This is a genomic window from Sandaracinomonas limnophila (assembly GCF_004005965.1).
Classification (GTDB): Bacteria; Bacteroidota; Bacteroidia; order Cytophagales; family Spirosomataceae; genus Sandaracinomonas; species Sandaracinomonas limnophila.
Genome location: NZ_SACY01000001.1, coordinates 700,734 through 719,592, shown reverse-complemented (window position 1 = coordinate 719,592; position 18,859 = coordinate 700,734). Strand labels below are relative to the sequence as shown.

The 18,859-nt window shown below is 35.2% G+C and carries 14 protein-coding genes; 7 read left to right on the top strand and 7 right to left on the bottom strand.

Annotated elements, in window-relative coordinates; genetic code table 11:
* Nucleotides 1-104 precede the first annotated feature (104 nt).
* Nucleotides 105-746, bottom strand: coding sequence for a Crp/Fnr family transcriptional regulator (locus EOJ36_RS03145; RefSeq protein ID WP_127802560.1), 642 nt, complete (start codon nt 744-746; stop codon nt 105-107).
* Entirely contained in the window at nt 743-1,774 is a 1,032-nt protein-coding gene (locus tag EOJ36_RS03140; RefSeq protein WP_127802559.1) for a Gfo/Idh/MocA family oxidoreductase, read from the bottom strand. Before EOJ36_RS03140 ends, EOJ36_RS03145 begins: the two co-directional genes overlap by 4 nt.
* Nucleotides 1,775-1,859: 85 nt before the next feature.
* Between EOJ36_RS03140 and EOJ36_RS03135 the strand changes: the two genes are divergently transcribed.
* Genes EOJ36_RS03135 through EOJ36_RS03125 form a run of 3 tightly spaced genes read left to right on the top strand, consistent with a single transcriptional unit; the run spans nt 1,860 to nt 5,014 of the window.
* The gene (locus EOJ36_RS03135) at nt 1,860-2,861 is read left to right on the top strand and encodes a glycoside hydrolase family 43 protein (protein WP_238944389.1); all 1,002 of its coding nucleotides are present in this window, start codon (nt 1,860-1,862) and stop codon (nt 2,859-2,861) included.
* 2 nt (nt 2,862-2,863) lie between these two features.
* On the top strand, nt 2,864-4,198 hold the full coding sequence (locus EOJ36_RS03130) for a D-arabinono-1,4-lactone oxidase (RefSeq protein ID WP_127802557.1): 1,335 nt from the start codon (nt 2,864-2,866) through the stop codon (nt 4,196-4,198).
* Nucleotides 4,199-5,014, top strand: coding sequence for an NAD(P)H-hydrate dehydratase (locus EOJ36_RS03125; protein ID WP_127802556.1), 816 nt, complete (start codon nt 4,199-4,201; stop codon nt 5,012-5,014).
* 149 nt (nt 5,015-5,163) lie between these two features.
* On the opposite strand, the gene EOJ36_RS03120 is transcribed toward EOJ36_RS03125, so the two are convergent.
* Together EOJ36_RS03120 and EOJ36_RS03115 are read right to left on the bottom strand one after the other, a co-directional pair.
* Complete coding sequence (locus tag EOJ36_RS03120; protein WP_127802555.1) at nt 5,164-6,162, bottom strand: sugar phosphate isomerase/epimerase family protein; 999 nt, start codon at nt 6,160-6,162, stop codon at nt 5,164-5,166.
* Between the two features lie 91 nt (nt 6,163-6,253).
* Nucleotides 6,254-7,786, bottom strand: a complete 1,533-nt coding sequence (locus EOJ36_RS03115; RefSeq protein WP_127802554.1) for a serine hydrolase domain-containing protein — start codon at nt 7,784-7,786, stop codon at nt 6,254-6,256.
* A gap of 96 nt (nt 7,787-7,882) precedes the next feature.
* On the opposite strand from EOJ36_RS03115, the gene EOJ36_RS03110 reads away from it, so the two are divergent.
* From EOJ36_RS03110 to EOJ36_RS03095, 4 genes are all read left to right on the top strand, one after another.
* Complete coding sequence (locus EOJ36_RS03110; protein WP_127802553.1) at nt 7,883-11,038, top strand: PVC-type heme-binding CxxCH protein; 3,156 nt, start codon at nt 7,883-7,885, stop codon at nt 11,036-11,038.
* Entirely contained in the window at nt 11,039-11,908 is an 870-nt protein-coding gene (locus EOJ36_RS03105) for a ThuA domain-containing protein (RefSeq protein WP_127802552.1), read from the top strand.
* Between the two features lie 6 nt (nt 11,909-11,914).
* Nucleotides 11,915-12,748: a sugar phosphate isomerase/epimerase family protein gene (locus EOJ36_RS03100; RefSeq protein WP_127802551.1), complete on the top strand. Its 834-nt coding sequence runs from the start codon at nt 11,915-11,917 to the stop codon at nt 12,746-12,748.
* A gap of 242 nt (nt 12,749-12,990) precedes the next feature.
* Nucleotides 12,991-14,430: an ATP-binding cassette domain-containing protein gene (locus EOJ36_RS03095; protein WP_127802550.1), complete on the top strand. Its 1,440-nt coding sequence runs from the start codon at nt 12,991-12,993 to the stop codon at nt 14,428-14,430.
* On the opposite strand, the gene EOJ36_RS03090 is transcribed toward EOJ36_RS03095, so the two are convergent.
* The 3 genes from EOJ36_RS03090 to EOJ36_RS03080 are packed head-to-tail and all read right to left on the bottom strand — an operon-like array spanning nt 14,393 to nt 18,753.
* A complete protein-coding gene (locus EOJ36_RS03090) occupies nt 14,393-15,796 on the bottom strand; it encodes a TolC family protein (RefSeq protein ID WP_127802549.1) in 1,404 nt (467 codons plus the stop codon). The genes EOJ36_RS03095 and EOJ36_RS03090 overlap by 38 nt on opposite strands.
* Before the next feature lies 1 nt (nt 15,797).
* Nucleotides 15,798-17,129 carry an HlyD family secretion protein gene (locus EOJ36_RS03085; RefSeq protein ID WP_238944382.1) on the bottom strand — a complete coding sequence of 444 codons (1,332 nt, stop codon included), beginning with the start codon at nt 17,127-17,129 and terminating at the stop codon, nt 15,798-15,800.
* Nucleotides 17,116-18,753 (bottom strand): peptidase domain-containing ABC transporter, encoded by a 1,638-nt coding sequence (locus EOJ36_RS03080; RefSeq protein WP_164847825.1) that lies wholly within the window; start codon nt 18,751-18,753, stop codon nt 17,116-17,118. The genes EOJ36_RS03085 and EOJ36_RS03080 overlap by 14 nt, the downstream gene beginning before the upstream one ends.
* Nucleotides 18,754-18,859 lie beyond the last annotated feature (106 nt).

Genomic DNA, 18,859 nt, shown 5'->3' with positions numbered 1-18,859 from the left:
GTGATAAAAATCACAAGGGGAAATATTTATGAGTTATGGGTTATGAGTTATGAATTATGTTGCATTTAATTAACAATTAACAATTAACAATTAACAATTATCAATTAAATAGGTAATTGAATAATCTCTATCTGATTCTTATGCAATTTAACTTGTCCTTTATCAGCCAATTTTTTCATTAATCTTGAAATAACTTCTCTTGAAGAATTTAATTCAAGTGCAATTTGAGTAAAAGGAATTTTTAAAACATTGGAATGTAAACTTTTTTGATGTTGCCTCAAATACCAAAGTAATCGCTCATCCAAATTTTTGAACGCAATTTGATCCAACATTTCCAATAATTCTTCAAAACGATTTCTGTAAGTACCTAATACAAATTGATACCAAGATTTGTATTTACTTGCCCACTCATCCATTAACTCCATGGGAATTGCAATTACTGTGGTATCAACTAAAGCTTTTGCCATAACCTGACTATTTAAATTTTTAGCCGCACAAGTCATGGAAATAGCACAAGCTTCCCCCGGATGTAAATTGTACATAAAGATTTCGTTGCCTTCATCATCCTCTCTAAACACTTTTATAATGCCATCTACCACCAAAACTGCTGAGCGAATGGGCTGACCAGTGTACATCAAATACTCATCTTCCTTAAACTTTCTTACCTGTCCAACTTGCTGCAATTTCTTCTGTAATTCAGGTTCAAATTGCTTGAAAAGATCTTTGGCTACTTCTTTGGGACTCATAATTCTATTTTTTTACCTTGTTGGTGACTAACAAATGCCGCGTCAATTATAGACATACTGTTTATTCCAGCATAAACATCCACAATAGCCTTTTGAGTTCCACAAAGGGTTTGATAAACGTTTTCAAAAAAGTGCATGTAATTCCCTTTTTCTGAAGGAATTCTTACTTTTTCATTATTTGTATGCAATAAACCAAATTCAGATTCGGGTTCAGTTCCCCAATTTTCTCCTTGAGGAATAAGTCCAGCCACTAATTCAGGTTCTTGTTTATCTGCCCTTGATTTTAAAAAGCTTCCTTCAGTTCCAAAAACTTGAAAGGAGGGAACCAATTCTTTGTAAAAATACCCAGCCTTTAATCGGACTCTGAGTTTTTTATAAAATAAAATCAGCTCAAAATAATCTTCTACAAGTGTATTTTCTCTCATAAATCTTAGATCCGCAAAAATACTTGTGGGCATTCCAAAAAGCGATAAAGCTTGATCCAAAATATGAGGACCTAAATCTCGTAAAATCCCCGAACCAGCATTGACTTCTTCCTTATGAACTTTGGGAGAAAGGACTGGATTGTATCTGTCAAAATGAAATTCTGCCTCAACAATTTCACCCAATTTACCAGATTCAACCACTTTTTTTACCGTTAAAAAATCAGAATCCCAGCGGCGATTTTGAAATACAAAAATGTTTAAATTTCTTTCTTTAGCTATTTTTTCTAAAATTTTGGCCTCCTCTGAAGTGTTGGTAAATGCCTTTTCAACGATTACATGTTTACCTGCCTCTAAACATTTTTTTGCATATTCAAAATGGGTGTAAACAGGGGTATTTACTACCACTAATGGTATATCTGCTCGTTCCAAAATGGATTCCATTCTCGAAAAACTTTCTGTTTCCGGATAAGCTTTTTGTATATTTTTTGTGCTTCTTTCCCAAGAGCCGATCAATTCGAATCCAGGATGTAAGTGTAAAAATGGGGCATGAAATACTCGACCCGACATGCCAAATGATAAAAGAGCTACTTTAATTTTTTCCATATTCAGATATTTCGGTAAATTTAAGAGAATTAATATGCTTAATACAAACCTATTTAGAATGAAAAGACTTTTTATCTGTTTTTCTATGCTTTCTTTTGCAGCTTTTTCTCAAGTTAAAAAGGAACCTATATCACAACCTTTAATTACTGACCAATATTCGGCGGATCCAAGTGCGCATCTTTTTAAAGGAAAAATTTATATTTATCCTTCTCATGATATTGATGCTGGGATTAAAGAAGATGATTTAGGAAGTCATTTTGGTATGCGTGATTATCATGTGTTTTCGCAAGAAAATCCTTCTGCAGCTATTACAGATCATGGGGTTGCTTTAAAACTAGAAGATATCCCTTGGGCCGGAAAAATGCTCTGGGCACCAGATGCAGCAGAAAAAAATGGAAAGTATTATTTGTATTTTCCTGCAAAAGATAAAGAAGGAATTTTTAGAATTGGAGTTGCCTCTGCCATAAAACCTGAGGGGCCATTTAATGCTGAACCAAGCTACATGAAGGGTACTTACAGTATCGATCCGGCTGTTTTTAAAGATAAAGATGGAAGTTATTACATCTATATTGGGGGTATTTGGGGTGGACAATTACAACATTGGAAATCAGGAAAACATGAATTTGATGAAAAACAACCAGCTGATAACCAACCTGCCTTAATGCCTAAAATGGCAAAATTAAGTGCTGATATGAAAAGTATTGAGTCACCTCTACAGAATGTTCAAATTTTGGACAAGGAAGGCAAACTATTACTTTCTGGAGACCACAATAGAAGATTTTTTGAGGCTCCATTTGTGCATTTTTACAATGGAAAATATTATTTTTCGTATTCAACAGGAGATACTCATTTCATTGCCTATGCCACGGGGGATTCACCCAAAGGTCCATTTACCTACCAAGGTGTAATTTTAAATCCAGTACAAGGGTGGACCAACCATCATTCAATCATTGAGCAAAATGGAAAATGGTATTTGTATTACCACGATGTGCAGATGTCGGGTAAAACACATTTGAGAAATATTAAAGTAACTGAATTAAAGTATAATACAGATGGTACAATTCAAACCATCACAGCCTATAAATAACAATGAAAAGAAACGAATTTATTAAAAAAACTGGTTTAAGTTTATTAGCCCTAGGAGTTTTCAAATGGCCTGCCATGGCTCAAGCAGAATTAGAATCCAATTGGGCAGGAAATTTAACTTACCATCGCAAAGAATTGTTTGCCCCTAAAACTCGAGCCGAGTTAATGGATGTGGTGAAAAAGATTAAAAACGGAAAGGCCTTAGGATCTAAACATTCTTTCAATACGGTTGCCGACACTACGGAATCGCATATTTCTTTAGTTTATTTGAATAAGGTTTTGGAATTGGATGAGAAGAATGGATTGGTGTGGGTTGAATCAGGTATTCGTTATGGTACATTAGGTAAATGGTTGGATGCAAGGGGATATGCTATTCATAATTTAGCTTCTTTGCCTCATATTTCAGTAATGGGAGCCTCATCTACAGCAACCCATGGTTCGGGAGATAAAAATGGAAACCTATCTACCGCAGTTGCTGCTATTGAGCTAATCAAAGCAGATGGAACCGCCGTTTTATTGGATGAGAGTAATCCAAAATTTTATGGAGCTGTTGTAAGTTTAGGAGCCTTAGGTGTTGTTTACAAAGTTGCACTAAAAATTCAAAAACGATTTGATGCGACTCAACATGTGTATGAAGGATTACCGATGTCGGCCCTAAAGGATAATTTTGATAAAATTTTTGGTGCGGGATATTCGGTTAGTTTATTTACGCATTGGTTGGATAAAAATATCAATCAAGTTTGGATAAAGAGAAGAACGGATCAAAACTATGAGGCTTTACCCGCAAAATTCTTTGGTGCAATTCCTGCAACCACCAATTTACATCCGATTAAGGCAAATTCTGCTGTTAGCTGTACTGACCAAATGGGGGTGCCTGGACCTTGGTATGAGCGTTTGCCTCATTTTAAAATGGAATTTACGCCTAGTAATGGAGCAGAACTGCAATCGGAATTTTTTGTTCCGAGAAAACATGCATACCAAGCAATTATGGCAATAGAATCAATGCATAAGGAAATTTATCCACTCTTGTTTGTAACCGAATTGCGCAGTATTGCTGCAGATAAATTTTGGATGAGTACGGCTTACGGACAGGATATGATTGCCATTCACTTTACCTGGAAACCTATAAAGGATGGTGTAATGAAGATTTTGCCAAAAATTGAGGCAAAATTAAAACCATTTGGAGGTAAACCGCATTGGGGTAAAATTTCAACGATCAAGAAAGAAGATTTGGCTAAAACCTATCCAAAATGGAATGATTTCAAACAATTAAGAAAAGAAATGGATCCAACAAATAAGTGGACGAACGACTTTTTGAGAAATTTAGGATTGGTCTAAATGGTTCATTTAATTGACGATTTTTATTTTCAACAACATATTCATCCAAGAAATGAAATAGGAAATAAATACTCGTTCGGAAATATTATTATCATAGCAGGCTCCACAGGAAAATGGGGAGCCTCTTTGCTTGCCTCTAAAGCGGCACTTCGAGCAGGTTCAGGATTAGTTACCGCAATAGTTTCCGAAGATTATGAAGAGTCCTTTTTGTCTTTTTGTCCTGAGGTAATGCATTTGAGGGAATGGAATTTATCCAAAATTCTATCCTATGATGCAATTGGGATAGGGCCGGGAATTGGACTTGATGATGCTACTAAGCATCATTTGAAGGAATTAATGAGAAAATATGAAGGTCCTATGGTATTGGATGCCGACGCTTTGAATATTATTTCAACAACTGAAAACTTAAAAGGCTTCCTAAAACCTCAACATGTTCTAACTCCACATTATGGAGAGGCAAGTAGATTGTTTGGTAAAAAGGTAAGTGATTCTAATGCTGTTCAATTGGGATTAGAATTTGTGCAAAAATACCCTTGTACCTTAATTTTAAAAGGCCCTAATTCAAAAATAATCTCTTCAGAAGGAATTGTGTATCAAAATACCTCTGGAAACGATGCCTTAGCCACTGCTGGAAGTGGGGATGTTTTAACAGGAATTATTACATCTTTTCTGGGTAAAAAATACGACCCAATTCAAGCAGCTAGTTTAAGTGTTTTTGTACATGGAAAATTGGCAGAAATTTGTTTGGAAGAGCAATCCAAATCTAGTGTGATTGCGAGTGACTTGATTGAAAAGTTAAAAGGATTTGAACTTTAAACTCACGCTCAGCTCTGCTGAGTGTGGACAATGATACTCGGCTCTGCCGATTTTACCTTATCATTCAGCAGAGCTGAATTTTATATTTTCCACTCAGCGGAGCTGAGCGGAAGCAAAAAAGCTCGGAAAATTTTCCGAGCTTTTTTATTTTATGAAAGTAATAATTTCTTTGCGTAATCGATACAAATCTTAACTTCTTTCACTGGATCAGAATCTTTTGGTACATCGTATTCCAATTCGACAGTTACAGGGAATTTGTATTTTTTGTCACGCACCAAATGTAAAATTTTTTCAATTGGTGTATCACCTTTTCCCCATGCCAAATTAGCTCCGCCATGTTCTTTATTTTGACGGTCTTTCATGTGCATGGAAGTGATTCTATCGTGCTTGTTTTCGATTAATTTTAACAAAGTATCTACTGTATTCGGACCACCTGCAGCAATGTAGTGACCGCAATCTAAATTCAAAGAATTATAAGGCGATTGTGCCAATGCAGTGTCCCAAGCCGTATCAGTTGCCTGTAAATGGGCATGATAACCAAAATATACCTTATGTTTTGCACCTAAATCACCCAAACGCTGAGTTTGTTTTGGATCAGTAGGTAACTCAACTGTTACCGAATTTGCACCTAAAATTTTGGCAACTTTTAAGCCCCATTCAACTTCAGCATCTGAGTTATTTGGTCCAAAAGCATTTGGTTTGAAAGCATATACTGAAATGCCAGCTTTGTCTAACATCTTACGGGCTTCTTGGAATTTCTCCATACCTACTGATTCTCTCCAAGCAGCAGAATCTTTTTGGTATTGTGCCATTTGTGCTCTTTGTTCGTCTGTAAATGTTGGACGTTGTCCGGGTACAAATCTGAACTGAACTGGATTTTTAGGCTTACCTGCAAATTCTTCAACTGCATCGCCCATTAATTCAATAGCATTAACTCCTGAATCCACACAATATTGAATTACTTGCTCTAGGCTTCCAGGTAAACTTCTAAATGAATAGGTAATAGTTCCCATTTGCACACCAGCAAATTTTGAATTAGGTTTGGCTGCCAAGAAATTAAAGTCTTTTCCAAGGGTCAATAATCCCAAAGTTGCGAAAGAACTTTTTTGTAAAAAGGATCTTCTCGATTCCTGAATTTTTGATTTCATATAATAAATAGTTTAGATTCAATCTTTAAGTTTACGGATAAAATTTTAGTTTTTTGTCCTTTTGCGACAAAATCCTAAAACTTGTCCACAATCAGGCTCCTTTAATCAATATTGGATGTATTTTATCAAAAGAATTTATGACTTTTAATTCAAAACCCGCATCGAAAGGTCGAATTACCCAATCCCAATGGTGTGGACTTTGGTAGTACCTCAAAGTAATTCCAAGTGTCCCATCTGCATTCCAGTAATATGAACCACCAACCTTATAAGGATTTATTCCTTCTAATGCATGTTGAGCTGAACGCAATAGGTAGGGTCCTTTGAAATTTGTTTCAGAATATTCAAATTTTCCATTTTGTAGAGGAATGCTGAAACTATTTTGGTTTGTGTCTTTTAAGATAAGATTGTATCCCATTTTAGTTTCTTCTAATTTCAATGTTTCCAATTGCAAATCATTTGAATTCAAATGGATTTCATTACCTAAATGTAAATTTGCTTTGTTTTCATTTCCAGTTGAAATAGGAGAGGATAATTTCAAATTTTTTAAATCATTGGTCAATAGTCCTAATTCTAATTCGTTTTTTGCTAATTTATTGTCTAAGAAAGCTGGTAATAGGTGTTGCCAAATATTGTTTAAATCCTCCGCCAAATCCATTGATTCAGAGGTGATAATTACCACTGCATCTTTTTCTGGGAAAACAACTATGTATTGTCCAAAAGCTCCATCAGCTCTAAACGCACCATTTCTGCATCTCCAAAATTGATATCCATATCCTTGTAACCAATCTGAAGAATCTTTTCGTGCTTGTGTAGCGGATGGATCTTGTTCAATTTGCTTACTGGTAGCTTCATTTATCCAGGATGTAGACAAAATCTGTTTTCCTTTCCATTTGCCTTTTTGCAAATACAATTGTCCCAATTTAGCCATATCTTCAGTTTTAACTCGAATTCCCCATCCTCCAGTATTAATACCATCAGGATCAGTTTCCCAGTCAATCTCTGAAATTTCAAGAGGTTTTAACAATTTGTCATTTAAATAATCTAAGGTTTTTTTACCAGATATTTTTTGTACGATTGCACTTAACATGTATGTGGCACCTGTGTTATATAAAAATTTACTACCTGGTTGATTATCAATTTGTGCTGCTAAAAAAGTTCTTTTCCAATCGTTTTTAGAACTTACAACACTTCTTAAGGGTTCAATTTTATGACCAACCGACATTGTTAATAAATCTTTAACGCTTATGTCATTTAAATACTTATTTGTTTGAATATCCTTATACTCCGGAAAAATATCAATGACCTTGTCTGTTACTTTTAATTTACCTTCATCCACTAAAAATCCAATGGCCGTGGAGGTCCAGCTTTTACTGACCGAGTACATGGTATGCTTTTCATTAGCTGCATAAGGTTTCGCCCAACCTTCTGCAATTACTTTTCCATGTCGTAAGACCATGATAGAATGCAATTCATGTTTAGGAGTATCATAACTTTTTATCCAATCTCTAATAGCCTTACTTGAAACACCCTCTTCCTCAGGAGTAGAACGAGGTAAGGATTGAGCAAAAGAAGTGAAAAGTGATAAGTGAAGAGTGAAAAGTGATAAGAGAAAGATTTTTTTCATATTTAAAGGTTTAGAATTTAAATTTAAAGATCCTTTTTAAATAAATTGGTTTTTTATTTTTAATTTGTTTGTTAAAACCTATTTAATTAAAAAAGAATGTCAAAGAAGATTCAGATTGGACTTGTCATAGTCCTTACATCGCTTTGTGTTTTAGGATTTTTTCAACCGAAATCCTCTTTTTTGTTACCCATTGAATCCAATACACATATTGCCTTAATTGGCGGAAATTTGGGATCTCGAATGATCAATTTTGATCATTTTGAAACGGAACTACATCTTCGATATCCGGAAAGTAATTTACGTGTTCGCAACCTGTGTGATGGGGGTGATACTCCTGGATTTAGGCCACATTCTGCTCGGAATCAACCTTGGGCTTTTCCAGGGGCCGGAAAATTTCAAGATGAATTTGCAAACCCTTCGGAAAGTGAGGGACATTTGGAAACGCATGACCAATGGCTGACCCGTTTAAAAACTGATATTGTGATTGGTTTCTTTGGATACAGTGAATCGTATGAAGGAAAAGCAAAAGTTCCAAAATTTAAGGCAGAGCTAACTGCATTTATTAAACATACCCTTTCTCAAAAATATAACGGAGCAACGGCACCTAAATTAGTTTTAGTTTCCCCCATTGCCTTTGAAGATTTATCTGCTCAATTTGATCTTCCCAATGGAAAGGTTCAAAATACAAATTTGGAACTATATACCGAAGCAATGAAAGAGGTGTGCGCTGCCCAAAAGGTTTATTTCGTAGATGCATTTAATCCTTCCAAAAAATGGTTTAATGAAACCAAAGAAAATTTGACAATCGACGGATTTCAATTGAATGATTTAGGGTATCAGAAATTATCTCAAATGTTGATTAATCAAATATTTGGAGAAAAAAGTTCTACAATTGAATCTAAAAGAAAACAAGTTTTTGATGCCGTGGCAGAAAAAAATTGGATGTGGCATACCGATTTTAAAATCCCTAATGGAGTGCATGTGTATGGTAGAAGGTATAATCCCTTTGGTCCTGATAATTATCCTGCAGAGATCGAAAAGATTCGTCAAATGACTGAAAATCGGGAGAATGCTATTCAAGCGGTGTTACAGGGAAAGATATTTGATTTGGCAGGGGCCGACGCAAAAACAAGAAAACTAGAACCAGTAAAAACAAATTTTAATCCAGATAAAAATGGAAGTTTGACCTATTTATATGGACAAGATGCCCTTAAAGCCATAAAAGTGGCCCCTGGTTATAAAATTGAATTATTTGCCTCTGAACAAGAGTTTCCCAATTTGGCCAAACCTGTTCAAATGACTTTTGATAATAAGGGTCGACTTTGGGTTGTTTGTATGCCATCTTATCCACATTACAAACCAGGTGATCCTAAACCAAATGATAAAATTATTATTTTAGAAGATACTAATAATGATGGAAAAGCTGACAAGGAAACCATTTTTGCTGAAGGTTTACACGTGCCGGTTGGAATGGAAATAGCCCATGATGGAGTCTATGTATCACAAGGTACCAATCTTGTAAAATTGCGAGATACCAATGGGGATGACCATGCGGATACCAAAGAAATAATTTTAAGCGGTTTTGATGACCATGATACACACCATGAAATTAGTGCCTTCGTTACAGATGAATCAGGTGCAATTTATATGGGAGAAGGTGTATTTTTACATACAAACGTTGAAACTCCTTATGGTACCGTTCGTGCAACGAATGGAGGTTTTATGCGATACAATCCTGCTAGAAAACATCTTGAAAGGGTAGCTCAACTTTCCATCCCAAATCCTTGGGGAATTGCATTTGATAAATGGGGACAAAATTTCTTTGCTGAAACTTCTGGTCCAGATGTTCGCTGGATGATGCCCGGAACCACTAAAAATAGGTATGGACAATATGGCCACAAATCATTTACCTTGATCGAAGAAAAACATTTGGTCAGACCAACATCTGGTTTGGAATTTGTTTATAGTAGACATTTTCCAGACGAGGTTCAGGGTGATTTTTTGATCAATAATACCATCGGTTTTTTAGGCATGAAACAGCATATTTTAACAGATGAGGGAACAGGTTATAAATCCAAACACAGACAAGATTTAATCGTTGGAGAAGATCGAAATTTCAGACCCGTGGATATGGAATTTGCCCCAGATGGTTCTTTATATGTGATTGATTGGCATAATATCTTAATTGGACACATGCAACACAATGCACGTGACCCTTTGAGAGATCATACGCATGGTAGAGTTTATCGAGTTACCTACCCATCTAGACCCTTACTTAAACCTGTGAAGGTATATGGCGCCTCGATTGATGAATTATTGGATCATTTAAAATTACCTGAATACAGAACAAGATATCGAGTGAGAAGAGAATTGAGAGGGAGAAAAGCATCTGATGTTTTACCTAAAATTACAGCTTGGGTTGCCAATTTAAATAAATCGGACCCTAATTACGAACATCATGTATTGGAGGCACTTTGGGTAAGTTGGGGATTAAATAAAGTAGATCAAAAATTGTTGAACGAATTATTAAATGCAAAGGATTATCACGTTAGAGCAGCCGCTGTTCGAGTTTTAAGATATACAGGACATCAAGTAGTCAATCAAGCACAATTATTAGCAAAAGCAGTACAAGATCCTCATGGACGTGTCCGAATGGAGGCATTTGTGGCGGCTTCTTGGTTGCCTAAGGAAAAGGCATTACCTATTTTAGCCATTGCAAAAAAATATCCAATGGATGATTGGATGAAAGAACCCTATGAAATAGCACTTGCTCATGCATCGGGACTTAATGTAGTTCGAAAAAATACCGAAAAAGTTGAAACTGATTTGCAGGAGGCTGATTTGATTCAATTTAAAGAAGGTCAAAAATTATATGCCAAAGATGGATATTGCAATACCTGTCACCAAACCAATGGAAAAGGTTTAACCAATTCAGGTTTTCCTCCTTTGGCAAAATCCAATTGGGTTACAGGTAATGAAGATCGATTGATTAAATTAGTCTTAAAAGGTTTAATGGGGCCTATAGAGGTAAATGGAGTTAAGTATCCCGGACAAGTACCCATGACTCCATACGGTGGTTTAATGTCTGATAAAGAAATTGCCTCGGTATTGACTTATGTTCGTAATTCTTTCGGAAATAAAGCTTCTGCCATTAAAGCTGAAAAAGTTAAGGCGGTTAGAGCCTCAATTTCAGAAAAGAAAGATTTTTATAACGTTTCAGAATTGTTAAAACTTCACCCATTTGAAAATTAAATGAGAAATTTTATCTACGTACTTTTAGGTGTGTTTTTTCTGAGTATTGCCCCATTGGCTAATGCACAAAAAAAAACGAAAAAGCCTTTAATTGTTTTTGTCTGTGGTGACCATGAATACAGTGGTGAGCAGACATTACCTTTGCTGGCAAATTTTTTAGAAAAGGAATATGGATTTGAGACAAAAATTTTAAAATCTTTTCCAGATCAAAATGCAGAAAAAAATATTCCTGGATTGGAAATCTTAAAAGATGCCGACTTGGCTGTATTTTTTCTTCGTTGGCGTTTGTTACCTGCAGATCAAATAACTCCCATTGAGGCTTATTTAACATCTGGAAAGCCTATTATGGGATTTCGTACAAGTACCCATTCGTTTAATTATCCGAAAGGGGACCCCTTAGAATCTTATAACGGATTTGCAGAGCGTGCTTTTGGGGCTCCTCCGGGTTGGGGTGGTATAGCCCAGCATACCCATTATGGACATAATGCCAGTACAGATGTTCGGATAATTCCTGAAAAAGCTAAACATCCAATTTTAACTGGAGTATCACCTGATTTCCATGTTCGTTCTTGGTTGTATCGAGTATTACCGGACTATCCAAAGAAAGGTACAGAATGGCTGTTGATGGGTAAGGCGGTAAATCCAGATAAGGTTGCTGTAGATCAGCCAGTGGCTTGGACCTGGGAAAATGAATACAAAGGAAAGGTGTTTTTTACCACAATGGGACATCCAGAAGATTTCTCCGTAGAACCTTTTCAACGTTTAATTGTCAATGCAATCCATTGGGAATTGGGCAAAGAAGTACCTAAAAAATGGAAAGGTAATTTAAATATTAATGTTCCTTACAGAGGAATGGTAAATTCTAAATAGAAGACGATGAAATATAAATTAGCAATGAATACGCTGGTTTACGGACCAGATATGAACGAGTCAATCATTAAACATTTGGCTTATATTAAGGAAGTTGGGTATGAGGGCGTAGAAATTCCAATTTTTGAAACCGATTTGGCCTATTGGGAGCCATGGAAAAAGGAGATAGACCGTTTGGGTTTAACTGTGTTTACGGTAACTTTTTTAGGGGCTGATAAAAATACAATTTCTTCAGATCCGGCAATTAGGCAAAATGGAATTGATTTCTTGAAAAAGGCAGTCGATGTTACAGCCTATTTAGGAGCTAGTTTTTTGTCAGGGCCCTATCATTCAGCGCTTGGTGTATTTTCAGGTGCTGCACCAACTCAACAAGAATTAGATTGGTCAAAGGAAAGTATGTTAGCTGTTGCTGATCATGCCGATAAAATGAATGTTACACTCGGATTGGAATATTTGAATCGCTTCGAAAACTATGTGGTAAGTTCTGCAGATCAATTATATAGTTTGGTGAAGGCAATCAATCACCCCCGTGTCAAAATTATGTTTGATACCTTTCATGCCCATATTGAAGAATTTAATACAGGAAAAGCGATGGTACGAATTGCCGATGAAATTGTTCATGTTCAATTATCTGAAAGCACAAGAGCAACCTTAGGCGAAGGACAAGTTCATTGGGACAACGTATTTGAAGGATTAAAAGAAATGAATTACCAAGGTTGGTTGGTTGTAGAGGCATTTACCCCATTACTTCCGGCAGCGTGTATTTGGAGGAAGAATTATACCACAGAAGAGGAATTGATTTTGAAGAGTTATGAACACATAAGGAGGTGTGAGGGATGAGGTATGAGGGATGAGGGATAAGGTATGAGGGATGAGGTATGAGGGAAAAGGGATGAGGGAAAAGGGATGAGGGATGAGGTAAAAGTTATGAGGTATGAGGTATAAGGCTGAGCGAAGAAACTCGAAGGCGTGGCAATTACAAAGCCCGAAGGGCTTTACTTACATAGCCCGGTGCGCAAGCGCCGGGAAATTATGAATTTTTAATTAACAATTAACAATTAACAATTAACAATTAACAATTAATGTTATTAAAAGTATCAGGTTTAGGGGTAGGTTATGGAGCAGAAAAAATTCTTTCGAGCATTAATTTTTCCATAAAAAATGGAGAAAATTGGGCAGTGGTAGGAGCTATGGGCTCTGGCAAAAGTACCTTAGCAAAGGCATTATGCGGTAGATTATTTCGAACCGGCACTGTCAATTATTTTGGTTCAGATAAACATGTCAATGTTTATCTAGTTGAACAGCAACATCAATTTAAAAATCGATCTAATGTCAATGAATTTTATTTGCAACAACGATTTAATTCATCTGACTCAGAAGACTCCTATACCATTCGTGAAGAATTAGCTAATGAAAATCAGCAAGAAGCTCAGCGCTGGATGCAATTATTTTCCATGGAATCTCATTGGGATAAACCGATTTTGCAATTATCAAACGGAGAAAATAAGCGCTTGCAAATGGTGAAAGCACTTTTGAAAAAGCCTGACTTTTTGTTATTTGATAATCCCTTTTTAGGATTAGATACCGATGGTAGAAAATTACTCAATGAAGCCTTGGAGGTCATCCAACAACAAGGAATCCCTTTTTTATTGATCAATTCCCCCATTGAATTACCTGCAATTATTACGCATGTGATGGTTTTGCAAGGCGGAAAAATGGTTTGGTCGGGACCAGCTGAGGATTATAAAGGGGAACAATTTACCCAACATAATTTTGAAGGTTTTGAAAAGCATTTGGATGAATTAATTCAAACGCGTTCTGCATTTGCTGATTTTGTACAAGCTGTAAAAATGGAAGATGTACAAATCAAATATGGCAACAAAACAATTTTGAGTCATCAGAATTGGGAAATCAATAATGGTGATGCTTGGGCCTTAAAAGGACCTAATGGCGCGGGTAAATCTACCATGATCAGTATGATTACGGCGGATAATCCGCAAAGCTATAGTCAGAAATTATGGTTGTTTGATCGACGTCGAGGAACAGGGGAGAGTATATGGGAAATCAAAAAACGAATAGGTTTCGTGAGTCCTGAGTTGCATCTGTATTTTAAAAATACTGGAAAATGTTTATCTGTTGTTGGTTCTGGTTTGTTGGATACTTTGGGATTATTTAAGCCTTTAACTGAAGAACAAAAACATCGTTCTATGCTTTGGTTGAGTGTTTTAGGGATTAATCATTTGGCGGATAAAGAGTTTTATAAAATTTCCCAAGGAGAGCAACGTATGGTACTTTTAGCCAGAGCATTGGTTAAAAATCCACCTTTATTGATTTTAGATGAACCTTGTCAGGGTTTAGACGTTGGACAAATTGAGCACATTAAAAAAGTGCTCAACTATCTAGTAGAGCACTCCGATACAACCTTAATTTATGTAAGCCATTATGTTAGTGATATTCCTTCTTGTGTAAAACAAACAAAAGAACTTACTCTTGCGCCAGCAAACCTGCAGCCCATTGGGTAGCATAAATACTTTTAAAAAATTTTGCCTTTGTATCGATCATTTTTTCTAAACTTTCCAAGGTTTTTAATTCTCGAGAATTGATCATAAACAAGGAGCCTTCACCATTTTCTAGACGTAATTCTTCTGATTTGGTCAATTTTCTATAATTTTCAACCAAATTTTGTTGAATTGAAACTTGCCTTTTTAAATTTTCAAATTCGGCATGGTATTGCTTGATTTTAACTTGAATACTGTTTTTCTTCAGTGTTTGGTTTATTTGCTCCTCTTCTATTTTAAGTTTTGTCTTGCTATATTCAGCTCTTCCAAATCGAAAAGGAATAGGTAATTCAAGTTTTAATCCCGCTATGTAATTTTTTCCTAAGGAGTTTTCATTGAAGATATTGGTAAACTGATTGCCAGGATTGAGTTGTTGATAATCTAAATTTATTTTAGGCAATAAATTCTGAAATTTCAATTGCTTTTCGATTTGTAAAGAGCCTAATTTAAAATCATAGGACCTGATTTCTGGATGCAATTCTTCCGCTTTTTCAATCAAAAAAGGTAAATTGATATCAAAGCCTTGCCAGGCTTTTTGATTATTTATATCCGTTTCCGGAATAATATTTTCTTCTAATAAAATGTTTTCACCTCTTTCATTCCATAAAAAACTTGATAATAAAATCTGATTTTTTTGAAAATTTAATACTGCACCTTGCTTGTAATTTTGGTAAAACTGAACTTGAGTAAAGGCCTCCAACGTATCAATAGCAGGACGTTCGCCCAACTCAAAAGATTTCTTGACCAATTGAAATCTATTTTCACTGATTTGTAATGTTTGTTGAATGGTTTCAGTTATTTGAAAAGCCTTTAGCCATTCCCAATAAGCATTTGAAGCCTCAAAAAGTAAATTGTTCAATACGATTTTTTGCTCCTGAAGACTCATTTTATTCATCATTTTAGCCTGATTCAGGGCAGCTCTCCTTTTATCAATTAAGAAATCTTTAGCTAGAGGTATACTAACACCAATAAAGCTACTGGCTCCGAAGGTCTTTGTTGGATCTACTTTTAAACCTTCGTAATTTTCAGTTCCAATAGAAAACTCAGTTCCAAACCAAGTTGGAATAGTTAATTCAGGGGAGCTATATGCATAATAAACTTTTCCATCAAATGATTTCTTTGAATAGTAATGGGTGAAAATAGGGTCGAAAGCACCCCTAGAGGACCGAATTTCTTCCTCAGACCTTCTGACGGTTAAATTGCTTTGCTTGTAAATCGGATGGTATTTCTTAACAATTTCCAAGTATTGAATAATTGAAAGATTTTTGGTTTCACCATAAAGGAAGGCAGCCAACAATAAATTGAAAAGAAGTAAGCTGTATTTTTTCATTTTATTTATTTTTCTTTAATGTGGTTTCTTCTGTTTGGTAATAATCAGGTGGAAAACCGTTAATATTTCGCCATAGCTCATAACCTATCATCACATCTTTTAGCAAAGCAATTCCTTGCGCTCCCATGCCCAATGTGAGTTCCTTGGGCCAAGGTCTATCCTTGGGATCAGGTGCCACTAAAACTCGGTACATCCCATTGTTACTCACTGATGATTCGATGGCAAAAACCTTTCCTCCAAATGTTCCATAGCTTGTTTGTGGCCAACCCGAGAAAACAATTGCCGGAAATCCATCAAAAGTAAAGCGAACCTTTTGGCCTTTCGACAATAAGGGGAGGTCCATTGGTCTCACAAACATTTCAACTGCTAAATCATTTTGCTTAGGTACAATTTCAGCAATCGATTCGCCTTCTTTTAGGATTTCCCCAATTCCCGATTTTTTCGCTTGCACAATTTGTCCTTGTTGAGGAGCAATAATGTAGTAAAGACCTTGACGAATGCTGTAATTGCTTAATTGATTTTCAATTTTTGCTAAATCTCCTTCAGCAGACGACTCCATACTCAAGGCACTTAATTTGTCACCAATCGCCTTATTAACCTTATCTTGGTATTCTTGTTCAATGCCCTTCAGGTCAAGTTTTACGTTTTCAATTTCTTGAAGACTTACCTTAATTTTATTTTCAATCACAGTTTTCTTCGCCTGTGAATTTCTGAAACTTGCTAAACGCTGTTGGTATTGGGTTTGTGAAACTAATCCTTGTTGGTACATTTTTTCTTGGCGTTCCAACTGATCCTTTGCCAATTGAAATTCATTGTCAATAGCAATTAATTCAGCTTTATCCCCAGCCAATTTATTTTCAGCTTGTTGTAATTTATTTTTTGTTTGAATTAATTTGATGTTTTTGGCACGATTGATTGCATCCACTTGATTTTGACTTGCACCAGCTTTTTGGTGATAAAAATCGATGGTTTGTTGTTTTACATCTAATTGTCGTTTGGTTCGTTGCACCAATTGTGGGTCTAAATATTCGGTTTTAACCTCAGAAATTAAGGCTATAGTATCTCCAGCTTCTACAAAGTCACCTTCTTTAACCCACCATTTGCCGATTTTCCCAGCAATTGGAGAGTTTATTTCTTGGGATCGATTTTCTTGTTTGATGGTCGTTACAATACCTTTCGATTTAATATTCTGTGTCCAGGGTAGAAACAATACAACTACCAAACCAAGTAAAAGACCATAAATCCATGGTTTAATGACTTGGTTGTTTTCTATTTGGTAAATTTTTTGATACGATTTAAATTCCATTGGATCGTTTTTTTTAAATTCTTCCATTGATTAAATTCAATTGCTTGTCACATTTCAAAGCAAAATCAGCGTCATTTGAAATGATGATGCAAGTCGTATTTTTTAATGTTAAAAAATAAGTCATTACTTTTTCTTTCAAATCCTTTCCAAGGTCATTCCAAGGTTCTTCCATTAGCAGTAATTTAGGTGAATTGATCAATGCACGAAGCAATAAAATCTTTTTAGTATGCGTAAAAGGTATCTTTTTGCCGGTAGGATCCAATTGCGTATCAAAGCCATTGGGAAAATGTTCAAGGAAATTTTCAAAACCCAATTTTTGCGCTAATTCAATAACATCCTTAGGTTGAATTCCTTTTCTACCCAATTCTATATTTTCCCATAAAGTACCTTGGAAGATATCTTGCTGTTTCAATAGGACTCCTATTTGCTCCCGTAGACTCATTATATTGTAATTTTGGATGGGAATATTATTGATTAAAATGTTTCCCTGAAAATCTGAATAATTTCCACTTAATACCCGAATTAAAGTCGATTTTCCACTTCCATCTCCACCAGAAATGCATATTTTTTGATTAGATTCTACTTTAAATGAAAGATCATTTAAAATAAGGTTGTTATCATCAAATCCAAAATCCAAATTTTTAACCTCCAATTGATGTCCTTGGTTGTTTTTTTCTAAGGGAATACTACCGGTATGCTCCAAGGGCGAATCAGTTATTAATCGAATTTTTTCAATACCTGTGATAACATCATATAAGCTGTCTAATGAGCTTATTAACTTTGAAACAGCTCCTATAACCATTAAAATAACGATTTCTGAGGCTATAAATTCTCCAATATTTAATTGTTGGCTCAATAATAAGTAAGAACCAATGCTTAACATGGAAAAGGTAATGATCACCTTTGAGCTAATTAAACTTTTAAACTGAATTAATAATATCTCAAAATGCTTGGTTCTTGCTTCTAAATATTTCTCTACCTGTTGGTCCGTTTTAGCTAAGCTAATTTCATTGATTTTACCCAATTTGAAGGATTTTATGGTTCTTGCAACTTCCTCAAACCAAGCCACCACTTGGTATTTGTAATTACTTTCCTCTAAAGAGGTTGAAATGCCACTTTGAAAAGTTATGCGAAAAATTAAAAATAAAATGATAAGCAATAGAAGTCCCAAAGCCATGAAAATTGGATGATACAAGGCTAATAGTAACAAACCTAAGATGATTTGAATACTTGCAATAGGAATATCCAACAAAATTTTCGACATTCCCTTTTGTATGTTTAAGGTATCGAAAAATCGATTTACCTTTTCAGGTAAATACGATTTATCCATTTTCTTTAAATCGAATTGAGGAATTTTACTTCCAAATTCAAAGGCAATGTCGGTAAATATTTTTTGCTGTACCTTCTCAATTAATTTCATTTGGTTTATCTGAATTTTCCCAGAAAAAAATACACCTAAGGTTACTAAACCTATTAAAACATAAATAGAAGTAATCATTTGTGCTCCCATGACCAAGCCAATGATGGTTTGCACGCCCAGAGGTAAGGACAATTCAACAATTCCGCTCAATATCGAAAAAACGTAGATACCCTTGATTTCCTTTTTGTATTTTAAAACAAATTCTGACAAGGGATCAAAATAATTTTTCATCTTCATTTTTGATTTTTTTGCAAGTTATTAAAACTTTTTTAAATAATAGTAATACTATTATAAATTAATGTAAAAATTTTATTTAATATATTATTGCTTTTGTGTT